The 12,044-nt window shown below is 47.8% G+C and carries 5 protein-coding genes and 1 riboswitch; of the genes, 1 reads left to right on the top strand and 4 read right to left on the bottom strand.

Annotated features, from left to right (window positions below; genetic code table 11):
- Positions 1-66: 66 nt before the first annotated feature.
- Positions 67-151, bottom strand: a riboswitch (SAM riboswitch).
- 70 nt (positions 152-221) lie between these two features.
- Positions 222-1,058 carry a hypothetical protein gene (locus G6R28_RS00565; RefSeq protein WP_213792302.1) on the top strand — a complete coding sequence of 279 codons (837 nt, stop codon included), beginning with the start codon at positions 222-224 and terminating at the stop codon, positions 1,056-1,058.
- 80 nt (positions 1,059-1,138) lie between these two features.
- Here G6R28_RS00565 and G6R28_RS00560 read toward each other — a convergent pair whose 3' ends face one another.
- From G6R28_RS00560 to pcrA, 4 genes are all read right to left on the bottom strand, one after another.
- Positions 1,139-6,082 (bottom strand): DUF1542 domain-containing protein, encoded by a 4,944-nt coding sequence (locus G6R28_RS00560; RefSeq protein ID WP_213792301.1) that lies wholly within the window; start codon positions 6,080-6,082, stop codon positions 1,139-1,141.
- A 259-nt stretch (positions 6,083-6,341) separates the two neighbouring features.
- On the bottom strand, positions 6,342-7,481 hold the full coding sequence (locus tag G6R28_RS00555) for a CamS family sex pheromone protein (protein WP_213792300.1): 1,140 nt from the start codon (positions 7,479-7,481) through the stop codon (positions 6,342-6,344).
- A 29-nt stretch (positions 7,482-7,510) separates the two neighbouring features.
- On the bottom strand, positions 7,511-9,550 hold the full coding sequence (gene ligA, locus G6R28_RS00550; protein WP_213792299.1) for an NAD-dependent DNA ligase LigA: 2,040 nt from the start codon (positions 9,548-9,550) through the stop codon (positions 7,511-7,513).
- Between the two features lie 123 nt (positions 9,551-9,673).
- A complete protein-coding gene (gene pcrA / locus G6R28_RS00545; RefSeq protein ID WP_213792298.1) occupies positions 9,674-11,926 on the bottom strand; it encodes a DNA helicase PcrA in 2,253 nt (750 codons plus the stop codon).
- Positions 11,927-12,044: the final 118 nt, after the last annotated feature.

Here is a 12,044-nt window from a genome sequence, read left to right as displayed (position 1 = left end):
TTGCACACATCAAGAAGAGGCCAATAAAAAACGCCCAGGCAGCAGCCTGAGCGAATCAAAAGAGCTTGCCTATCTTACAGAATTACCACCGTGCGTTAGCCGGTTGGTGCAGGTTCATCGTGCTGTATCACTTCCCTGCTCTTGATAGTGTTGTCATATATATTTGCTATTTTACATGATAAAATAAGAAAGTACAAGAAATTTGATTGAGGACAAAGCAAATGGACGAAAACAAGCAGTCAGATCAAAGAAAAAAAGAGAGCGAAAGCGCCCGTCCGGCACAAAACTTCTTTTCCAGAAGCAAACGCCGGCAAAGTCAACCGGCAAAAGAAGCAACGACGGTACGCTTCCAGAATTTACCGGCTGTACACCCCTGGACCATTCCAGCTGTGACCCTCTTGCTCACCCTGGTCTGGTGGCTCAAGCCAATTCTCTCCGGCACTCTGGGCAGTCAGCTTTCCTTTGCCCAAATTTGGCCACTCTTAGCCTATTCGCTTTTTTGTTCGGCTGCCATCGGCTACCTGGTTAGCAGCCGTTTTGAACAAAAGGACTGGCGGCTCTACGCCTGCCTAGCTGGTTCAACCATGGTCCTCTTTTCATCATCGCTTCGAAACCGCTTCGAAGTGTTGGCCCTCCTCTTCTTATTCCTACTCGTTTTGGCACTCTTGCCACTGAACCTGGTCCAACTAAAGAGCGGCATCGGCCTGCTTGCTTTAGCCACCCTAGTCACCTTTTCCGTGCCCGTCTGCATCGCCTTTCTTGGCAACAACTATGTCGACCAGACCTTCCTCACGGGCTGCTGGAACCTCTTTTACGCTAGCCTCTTCTACCTGACCGCCCTCTTTCTACCAAGGGCCTCAGGGCGGCTCTTAGGCCTTGTAACCGGTGGCCTCTACTTTGCCCACCTTCTGTTCTTCCACGCCTTTGGTCTGCCTGATCTGGCCGCCATGGTAATTGCCCTGGCCGTTTACATTTTGTCCTTTATTCGACCGCTCACCTATCGCTATCAACCACTGGCAGCAATAAGCGCCTTACTAATTTCCGTTCTCATCCTATAAAAATCGAAAAAGCCCCAATCGCTATTTTTAAATAGCAATTGGGGCTTTTATTATTTAATCAACCATCAGTAAAAGTTCACTTAAACATTCTTTTTTGTTCTAAAATAGCCAAGTGAAACGACTGATAACATACACAGTAAAGTCATGGTCCAATGATTATTTCCCATCCGTCGACCGGTCTCCGGCTGAACATGCGTTGGAAGTTCATTTTTTTCAACCATTTGTTCGACAACAGGAACAATTTGTACAAGTCGTTGAATAACCGTTTGACTGCTGTGATCAAAAGTCAAATCTTTCACATCAGCTAGAACTGCATCCGCGTTTACTTCGGCATCAATTTTATTCTTAGCAAATGCTGCAGCGGATTCGATTTCTGCAATCGCTGCCGCCTTTTGTTCATCCGTTAAATTCGTCATCATGGCAATCTTTGTTTTCATCGCCAGGACTTTATCATCGATAGCTTGCTTAGCGGCTGCCTTCTGTTCTGAAAGCGTATCATGGTGTGCCAAATCTTGATTTAAGCGATCCGTTTCTTCCTTGAAGTTAACGGGTGCCACACTTTGATTCAATTCATCAGCATTGTTGATGCTATCCAATTGCTTTTTTGCTTGATTGGCTGCATCATCAATGGCCTGCTTTGCTTTCAACTTTTCGTCGATTGACAAATCTACACGGCCATCAATCGCATCCTTTGTCTGATTGGCTTGAGCATCGATCGCATTCTTAGCGGCATTTTTTTGCTCATCCAAAGTCATATGACCAGTCAAGTCAGCCATTGCTTGGTCGACATTTACTGTAAAGTTTGACGCCTTCACATTAGCGTAAACTTGATCGGCCGTTTGACCTTCATCAACAGCGGCCTTGGCAACAGTCGATTGTTCATCCAACTTTTTCTTCGCCACTTCTTTTTCTGATTCAGTTAGATGGTACATCCCGTCAATCTTTGCTTTTTCAACTTTAATTCGTTCATCGATTGCACTCTTGGAATCAGTGATTGCCTTAGCAAAAGCTTTTACTTTTTCTTCGGCTTCCTTAATATCCTGATCAAAGTTCGTGTGCTTCACAATATCCGATAGGTCCGTGGCCTGAGCGCCATTGTTAACCAATTGTTTCAAACCAGCCACTTTGTCTTCAATACCCTCAAAGGCCTTCTTCGCATCAGCTTGAATCTTACCTTCTAAGACTTTCTTACTTGCTTCATCAAGCCCTGACATACTATCCAATTGCTTTTGAGCTTCCTTGATTTTATCTTCAACAGCAGATTTGGCAGCCTTCTTTTCGTCGTCTAGCTGCTTTAACTGCTCCAACTTTGTTGAAACAGCAGTCATTGGCGTTGTCGTATCAAAACCAGCTTGGACACCAGATAAAGCCGTCGCATCCGCTGCCGCATCAACTTGAGCAAGTGCTTGTTTCAGGCCATCATCAATTGCCTTCTTCTGCTGATCAGCTTCCGTCACCATTGCTGGCTCTGAGTTACCATCATCATCTTTTGCCAAGGTTGCCGTTGCATCAATTTTTGCTTTGGCATCCGCTGCTGCCTTTTTTAGGACTGCGGTTGTCGCCTTCTTTGCTTCATCAAGGCTCTTCTTGGCTGCATTTTCAACATCTTGCTTTGTAGCCGCATCCGTCGCTTCTTTCAAATCGGCATCAACCGTCAGTTGCTTATTAACCGTATCAAAGTCATCCGAGTTCTTTGCAGCAGCAATGGCCTGACGAGCCTTGTCAGAAGCATCCTTCACCGCTGGCTTTTTAGCCGCCTTTTCGTCATCAGACAAGTTTGCCAAAGCATCAATTGCTTCGTTTGCTTCATTAACCTTGGTATCAATCAATGAATTAGCAGCCTTTTTCTTGTTGCTAAGTTTGAGTACTTCTTCTTGTTGCTTGGCATCGTTAAATTGGTCAGTTAGTTCTTGTTGATTGGTTGCACTCGAAAGATTGTCAACAGAAGTCACCGCATCAATTCGACCATTGATGCTTTCTTCGGCAGCTGTGATGGCTGCTTTCATCTTCTCCCGTTGATTTTCAGAAAGATCATCCATTTTATCAATGGCGTCACGATCCTCCTTTGCTTTTTCACTAACAGCTGCCTTTTCGGCCGTTTTCTTATCAACCAAAGACAACCACTTTGCCAATTCCTTCTGGGCATCACTGACATGCGCATCAGCATTGGAATTAGCAGCCGTTACCGTGTCAATGTCTTCCGCTTTGGCCGCTTGATTCAAATCGGCTGCTTTGTTCTGGTTTAACGTTTCCTGGGCTTGATTAAAGGCATCTGTTGACATATCAGCCTTCTTTGCATCCAATGCCTTCTGAGCATCATCATATTTCGTTTGAATGGCTGATTTTACACCGTCCTGGGCTTTTTGCAAAGCTTCTGGATCGTTATAGCCATCCGTTTGAACGCTCTTAGCAAAGTCCGAATCCGTTGAAACGTCAGGAATAGCGGAAGTTTTTTCCGATGAATCAATGGCATTGGCCACATTATTAAAGTCATTGGTGACTTTATCAATCAAAATTTGCTTATCTTTTGATGTAAGTCCCTTGTTTTGGTTAATTTCATCAATTTTAGCCTGCGCAATTTTGGCAGCGTTTTGACGTGCGGCCTTCTTTTGATCGTTCATCTTTGCCAAGTCGTCTTCGGTGGCTTTTTTAATCTGTTCCACTTCATCAGCATTTTTAACGGAACCGTTCGTTAACGCTTCTGTTGCAGCACTTGTTGCTCGATCAATGGCATCTTTTTGAGCCTGTTTTTGGCCATCTGTTAGATCACCATTTAAATCAATGGCATCCTTGGCCGCTTGGGCTTTTTGATCTAAGTCATCTTTTGCCGAAGTGGATTTCTGCTTTAATTCTTCAGCAGCTTGTTTTGCCCGTTCTTCGACAGATGGCTTGTCTTGATTATCCTTAACAATCTGCTGAATGTCAGCTGTTGGATCGTTTTGCTTCTGCAGATTCCCTAAATCATCCTTATCCTTTGAACCATTAAGGGCTGATTTCGCAGCATCCGCTTTGTCTTGAATCTGCTTCTTTGCTTCCGTCTTTTCGTCTGACGTTAGATTGGTTAATTGGTCGATTACGTCCTTTTGAGACTGCGCCTTGGCCTGAATGGCCGCTTGCGCCTGTTGAATTTGATCAGCCACAGCAGCATTGGCTTGATGGGCTTGATCAATTTCTAGTAACAATGCCTTTGTTGTCTCATCCGTTGTCGCATCAATGGCTGCTTGTGCGTCTTGAGCGTTTCGGATATGTTCTTCCAGCTTTGCCTTTGAAGTGTTTAAAGCATCTGTTTGGGTTTGCTTTTCTTTTTCGTCAAGTGTTGGATCACCCTTAATTTGATCAAGTTTTGCCTGAATGTCATTCGAGCTTTCAATCTTCTGAATCAAAGCATTTTTTTGATCATCCAACGACTGGTCCGCACCCTTTGTATCTGCGGTAATGGCGTTAGAAAAAGTCGTAGCGGCCGCGTCAAAGTCGGAGGCCATCGTTGCCTTCGAGATGGCATCAAGATTGCTTTGATAATCCTTGTTCAACTGCGCAATTCGCTCTTTTTTCTCAGCTGCTGTCAGCGTCGTATTAGCATTGATTGCTTCTGTGGCAGCGTCATATTGATTCTTTGCAGTTGTAGCTGCTTCACCCTTTCGCTGATCAAAGCTTTCGGCAGCCGTGATTTTAACGTCTTGGTAGGCGGGCATTGTACCCGTACTATCTTTCAGCAAACCGTTCAAGGTATTGTTCAGCGAATCAACGGCCCCTTTTTCATCCGTTTGTGACTGATTGTTTGCTGATTCAACGGCTTTCGTCAACTTTTGTGTATCAGCGGTCACTTGCGCTAGCAAGGCATCTTTTTCGGATTGCGAAAGATCCTTATTGTCATTAATTGAAGAACGCATCTGTTGATCAGCTAATGAAATCGCAGCTTCCGCTGCCTTAATTCGATCTGCCATCGTCGGGTTCTTGTGCGCATCTTGTGCATTGGCCACGGCACGAGCAACGATGTCGTCAACGTCTTGGGCATTATCCTTTTCGGCGATGTCCTTTTCAGCCTGGTCAATAATTGTGTCAATATCTTTTTTCTTTGTTTCCTTCGTTTGACTATCCAATGTGTTGTCTTTATCGACATCACTCTTCAAATCTATTCGATATTGTTCCAACTTTTTTGTTGCTTCTGCCTTTGCCTGCTTCGATTGGTCACCAGATTTCAAGGCAGCTGCCAACTCAGTGGTCAAATCGGATTGATTACGCATCTGAATTTTTGGTGTTGGGTAGGCAACATCATTACCAGACGCACCATCGCTTTTATTAGAAGTATAAGCAACTCGCAACGTGTCATCCGTCGTTGTAAAGGCATCTGGAAGTGTAAATGAAAGTGGCGTATCTTTCGACTTACCCCCCTTCACACTCGTTTGAGAGTAGGTATTACCGTTCTCCGTCACCGTTTTAGTTGTATCACTAGTGGCTGATTTATCACCAGTATAGTACTTTTGGATGATACGGAAAGTTCCTTTCATCCCGTCGTCTTGTGAACGTTTTCCAATTTCTACCCAAACGGAATTATTTGATCCGCGAGGAGTTATTGTAATCTGTGTCTTTCCACCAACATAGGCAGCGATGAGGCTGTTTGTTGCCTTATCCTTACGGACAAAAACATTATTAACCTTATAATCGATTGACTGGTTACCATCCTTAGCAACCCCCGTTACCGTTTTCAAGTTAACCCACTTACCCGCAACAGCCGCTTCGGGGTCTGGATTTCCTTTACTATCTATGAAGGTCACATCTTGCACTGAGGCATATTCATCGTGATTACCAGTAGCATTGTCAATGGTTGACTGGGCATCTTTTGTGTAATCATGAGTTGTTGTATTGGTCGTTAATGATGCAGCTTCATCAGCAGAAACCGTCATTCCTTCCCCTACAAGGGGCATGGTAGGTGTTGTATTTAAGAAAGTCGTGCCTGACAAAATCGCAAGTGCCAGCAAGGTCTGCTTCGCTAATTGTTTTTTTGTAAACGGTCGTGATATCATCTTGAACCCCTCAATAGGTTTTTATTTTCATTTAATCCTTGTTAATATTAACTGCTGAAGAGAGAATTTAGGTTACCAAAAATTGAACTTTTATTTCGAAAACGGTGTTTTTCTGTTAAATTTTTGTCAAAATAGTCAATAATTAGTATTGTTCTAAACAATTTTGTAAGATATTATAAATATGTTTAAGAACTTTAGAATTTTATTTATTTTTTCTAAAGAAAAAAGGCACCCCAATGGGTGCCTTTTAAAATTACAATTACATAATCGTCACTGAATAGGACTTATCATCCGACTTTCGAACCAGGATGGCCTGAGTTTCGTTAGCCGTCTTAATCGTAATTTGAACCGGTGCTGATGAAGGGAGAAACTTCACGGCAGCTGAATCGACGTAGTTAGCAAAGGCCTCGATTTCAGTCTGTGAATAGAACTGGGTCGTGACCGTGACCTTCATGGACGTCAGCTTTGAATTCGTGAAGTGGCCAACCGCCGTTGCCCCAGCAATGTTTGGGAAGAAGTTGGCGATATCGTTATTAAAGTTGGTAAAGCCGGTGTTTTCATCCGTTCCAATGGAGGAAGAATCGGAACTCTCCTTCGGGAAGACAACGGTCTTATCATCGATATCCGTCCAGGCCGAAATGTTTGTACCGGACTTTGACGTTGCCTGTGAGTAGAAGGAACCACCACCAAGGGAATCCTCAGAGGCGTTGGCATACATGGCGATCACAATCGGAATGTTTTTCGCCACACCGGTCTGTGCGCGGATCTGCTTAATCAACTTCGGTGCAATCTTCTTACCGTAGGCAATGCGATCAGCTTCCGAAATCGTCTGGTAGTAGTTGGCCCCGTACTGTTCCTTTTGGTAGGTGTCTTGGGTGTTCATCGCCACACCAACGACCATACCGGCCAACTTCAAGTTGGAACCATCCTTGGTCATAAAGTCTTGTTCGGTCAGACTTTGAACGTAGATGGGGTTACGTGACGAATCGGTTTTCCCGTTATCCTTAGGATTTAAGCCTGTCATATTCGAATCAGTTTGACGGGCTAAGAGGCCACTAACCGTGTCAGAAGACAGGTACTGCCCCTCTTGGAAGATGTAGCGCCCCGTCTTGAAATGGGTCTTGGCCAAGTTCAAGAGGCCGGACTCGAAGTCCTTTGTATCAACGGCGTTACCCTGTGAAGTGGCCGTCAGACCACGGGCGGCAGAGGTCAGGTAGTGACCGTCTTTGATGACCGTCTGATACTGACCAGCCCCGTTTTGTGTGAGCTGAACACCCTTGGTCTTTGAAACGGATGGGGAAAGCGTGGCCCGGTTAACAAAGAAAAAGAAGAGTGCCAGGACAATGACAACCCCGGCAGCAATGAAGAGCCAAGTCTTTAATGTTATACGTTTAAGCATGAATCGTCCTCTTTAGAAAAGCGCGCTTTTTAAGCCTGCTCATTTTGTTGTGCGGACAGGAATTCCTGTTCGTTCCATACCGTGACACCAAGGTCTTCGGCCTTTTGCAGCTTCGATCCGGCATCGGAACCGGCAATCACTAGATCGGTCTTCTTTGAAACCGAACCCGTGACGGAAGCACCATGTCCTTCCAGCCAGGCAGCAATTTCGCTACGCGAACTTACTTCTAGTTTACCAGTCAAAACAATCTTTTTACCATAGAAAAATGAATTTTCGTCAATTGGGCCTTGGTCCGACTTGTAGGCCATGTTGACGCCAGCCTGGGAAAGTTCCGCCAGGAGTGCCTGAGCCTCTGGTTCTTTGAAGTACTTGACCAAGGAATCGGCGATGGCCTGGCCAATCCCATCGATGGCCACGACGTCTTCAACGCTGGCTGAAGCGACTTGGCCAAGGTCGGCAAAGGACTGGAGAATTGTTTTGGCTGCCTTGGCACCCACCAAGCGAATGCCCAAGCCAAAGAGCAGGCGGTCGGCGGAGTTTTCCTTCGAAGCGGCGATGGCAGCCAGTAAGTTATCGGCCGACTTTTCCTTAAACTTATCCAAAGTCAACAACTGTTCACGGTTCAAGGAATAGATGGAAGCCACGTCCTTGACCAAGTCCTTGTCGAGCAGCTGGGCCACGATTTGTGGGCCTAAGCCATCAATGTTCATGGCGTTTCTGGAAGCAAAGTGCGTTAGTCCCTCGGCAATCTGAGCCGGACAGGCTGGATTCATGCAGCGCAAGACCACTTCGCCCTCCACGTGGACCAAGTCGGCCCCACAGGCCGGACAAGTCGTTGGAATTGGGTAGGGTTTGGCATCGGCCGGACGCTTTGACAAGACAACCTGACCGATTTCAGGAATGATGTCGCCGGCCTTGTGCAAGGTCACCGTATCGCCAACCCGCACGTCCTTCATCTTCAAGTAGTCCGGATTGTGCAAAGAGGCCCGCTGAACAGTGGTACCCGCCAGCAAAACCGGATCCATGGCCGCCGTTGGTGTGACCGCGCCAGTACGGCCAACCGTCCATTCGATGTCACGAACAACGGTCTCTTCTTCTTCCGGTGGGAACTTATAGGCGATGGCCCAGCGGGGGACTTTGACAGTGTTGCCCAAGTCAACCTGGTCATCAAAGTTATTCACCTTGACCACGACGCCGTCGATGCCGTATGGCAGGCTGTCGCGCTTTTCGGTGTACTCTTTCAAATAGGGCGCGATGGCTGACATCTTCTCAATGACCCGGTTATCGGGGTTGGTTGGCAAGCCGAGCTCGCGGAACCGGTCCAAGAGGCCAGCCTGTGTGCTGACACCAATCTGATCAGGTTCGGCCGTGTAGTACATGAAGGCCGAGAGATTGCGCTTCTTGGTTTCACGAGCATCGAGTTGGCGCAGCGAACCGGCCGCCGCGTTTCTTGGGTTAGCAAAGGGTTCTTGCCCGTCGGCTTCCCGCTCCTCGTTCAACTTGGCAAAGGAAGCCTTTGGCATGTAGATTTCACCACGGGCCTCAAAGGTGACCGGCTCCTTCAAAGTCTTTGGCACATCGTCAATTGTGTTGACGTTAGCCGTGACATCTTCACCGACTAAGCCGTTTCCACGGGTCGATGCCTGCACCAACTTTCCCTGCTCGTACTTCAAATTGATGGCCAGCCCATCAATCTTCAACTCCAGGTTATACTTTGGCTGAAAGCCGAGGGCCTTCTTGGTCCGATCTTCCCATTCTTGGAGTTCCTCCAGTGAAAAGACATCACCCAATGACAGCATTGGCACGGGGTGCTGGACCTTTGGCAAGCCGGACTTGGTTTCGGCCCCACCCACGTTTTGGGTTGGTGAATCCTGGCTAATGAATTGTGGATAGGCCTGCTCTAAGGCCTGCAAACGGGCGTACTGCGCATCGTAGACGTGGTCTTCAACAAGCGGTGCATCCTTTTCGTAATAAGCAATGCCATAATCGGTCAAGCGGTCCTGCAAGGTCTGAATTTCATGCTTGGCCTCTTCGGTCGTTAACTGCTTAATGTCTTTTTGCTCTGCCATGCCAACTTCCTTTCCTACCTGCAAAAAACTATGTACGGGTGGTGAGCCTTGGTCCAGTGGCCAGGTAAGCAATTGCTTCCCCCGCCGCTGTCAGGCTCAGTCACACCTTTTTAAATCATTTTCTCAATTGGCCTTTGTAATCGGTGCAAAGGCTGCCAAGAGCTGCTTAATGCCGTCTTCTGGGAAGGCGACTTTGAGCTCCTGGTCTTCTGAAGAGCCGGTCACGGAAACAACCGTGCCGATCCCCCACTTCTTGTGCGAAACCTTGTCGCCAGCCTGCCAAGAAACTCCTTCGGCACCGGTCGTCTTGCTTTCCGACTTTTGAACGGCCGAGGCCTGAACCGGCCGACCGTTGTAGGTCGTGGCCGTTGCCCGCAAGAACTTGGATGACAAGCCCGGCTGCGTGGCTGCTGAACCAGCAGGATAGGCCTTTTCAATCAAGTCGTCCGAAATCTCATCGATAAAGCGCGACGGTTGGTTGGCCTGGGTCTTTCCGTAGAGCAAGCGGGAGAAGGCGTTGGTCAGAAAGAGCTTTTGCTCGGCACGGGTAATCCCAACATAGGCCAAGCGGCGCTCTTCTTCCAACAAGTCCTCGTCTTGGGCGGCTCTGCCCAGTGGGAAGAGGCCCTCTTCTAAGCCAATCAAGAAGACCACTGGGAATTCCAATCCCTTGGCCGCGTGCAAAGTCATCAAGGTCACCTGACCCGAGTCCTCTTCCACGTTGTCCAAGTCGGCCATCAAGGCCGTCGATCCCAAAAAGTCGGTCAGGGGGTTAATGGCGTCTTCCGCATCGGCATCGTACTTGGCCTCGAATTCCTTGGTAACCGAAATAAATTCGTCCAGGTTTTCCAGACGGGACTGGGATTCTGGATCGGACTTTTGCTGCAGTTCCTTCCGGTAGCCGGACTGGTCCAAAATCAAATCAGTTAACTCGGAAACTTCGAGGAATTCGGCCTGCTGAATGAAGTTGTTCATCATCTCGGCAAAGGCCAGTAACTTCGTAGCCGCAGCTGGACGAATGTCCGGCGCCATTTCGATTTGGTCAATGGCCGAAAGCATTGGCAGGTTGATTGAATCGGCAAAGGCGAAGAGACGATCGATAGTCGTTTGACCAATCGACCGCTTGGGCACGTTGACAATCCGTTCGAAAGCGGCGTTGTCGGCCGGATTAGCCACCAATGACAGGTAGGCCATGATGTCCAAGATTTCCTTGCGGTCGTAGAACTTGTGCCCACCAACGATGGTATAGGGAATGTTGGCCTTCACCAGGGCTTCTTCCATTGCACGGGACTGAGCGTTGGTTCGGTACAAGATGGCAAAGTCGGACAGGGACTTTTTCTGTTCACGCTGCCCCTTTTGAATCTTCCCCAGCACATAGTAGGCTTCGTCTTGAGCTGATTGGGCCCGGTAGTAGGTAATCTTATCGCCCTTGCCGTTTTCGGTCCAAAGCTTCTTTGGCACCCGTTCGTTATTGTTGTTAATGACGTCGTTGGCCGCATCCAAAATGGTTTGTGTCGACCGGTAATTCTGTTCCAAGAAGACGGACTTGGCCTGTGGCCAGTCCTTTTCAAAGTTCAAAATGTTTTGCATGTTAGCGCCGCGCCAGCCGTAGATAGACTGGTCGGCATCCCCGACAACGGCCAGGTTTTGTGAGCCCTGAGCCAGCAAATTAACAATCTTGTACTGGGCATCGTTGGTGTCCTGGTACTCATCAACGTGCAGGTAGCGGAACTGTTCTTGGTAGCGCTTCAAAACTTCCGGCACCTTTTCGAAGAGTTCAATGGTCAGCATGATCAAATCGTCAAAGTCGACCGACTGCGCTTGCCGAAGGGCCTTTTGGTAGGCCTTGTAGACCTCAGCTACCCGTTCTTCGTAATAGTTGCCGGCCTGCTCGGCATAGTCCTTTGCCGTCAGCAGTTCGTTCTTAGCGTTTGAAATCGTGCCTAGAATGGTCCGGGGATCGTACTGGTTAGAGTCCAGGTTCAATTCATTGACCACCCGCTTCACCAAAGTCTTTTGGGCCGATGAGTCTAGGATGGTAAAGTTCTTCCCCAAGCCAATTTGTTCGCCATCCCGACGCAAAATCCGTACAGCCAAGGCGTGAAAAGTCGAGACCCAAATCATCTGGGCCTGTTCGGGATCAACCAACTTGGCAATTCGTTCGCGCATTTCCCGGGCCGCCTTGTTCGTAAAGGTAATGGCCAGAATGCGCCAGGGTTTAACATCCAGGTCCTCAATCAAGTGGGCCACCCGGTGCGTCAAGACACGGGTCTTTCCAGAGCCGGCCCCCGCCATAATTAAAAGCGGTCCCTCTGTCGTACGAACCGCTTCGGCCTGCTTATCATTCATTCCCTTGGTAAGTTCTTCAACCGTCATTTTACCATCCTAAAAGTGTATTCTTGCTTCCTATATTTTAGCATAGACTGGCCAATTTCTCCCGTTTTCAAGGGGCCTTTTCGTCTGCAAAAGTCCGGTAAAGGCAAAGAAAAAAGCC

The organism is Fructobacillus papyrifericola, assembly GCF_018437235.1.
GTDB lineage: Bacteria > Bacillota > Bacilli > Lactobacillales > Lactobacillaceae > Fructobacillus > Fructobacillus papyrifericola.
Note: the sequence above shows the minus strand (reverse complement) of the source record. Positions and strands in the feature narration are given on the sequence as shown.

Bases quoted from the DNA above. Each gene is read 5' to 3' on its own strand.
- G6R28_RS00555 (WP_213792300.1), bottom strand. From the start codon at position 7,481: ATGCTTAAACGTATAACATTAAAGACTTGGCTCTTCATTGCTGCCGGG.
- pcrA (WP_213792298.1), bottom strand. From the start codon at position 11,926: ATGACGGTTGAAGAACTTACCAAGGGAATGAATGATAAGCAGGCCGAA.
- G6R28_RS00560 (WP_213792301.1), bottom strand. From the start codon at position 6,082: ATGATATCACGACCGTTTACAAAAAAACAATTAGCGAAGCAGACCTTG.
- ligA (WP_213792299.1), bottom strand. From the start codon at position 9,550: ATGGCAGAGCAAAAAGACATTAAGCAGTTAACGACCGAAGAGGCCAAG.
- G6R28_RS00565 (WP_213792302.1), top strand. From the start codon at position 222: ATGGACGAAAACAAGCAGTCAGATCAAAGAAAAAAAGAGAGCGAAAGC.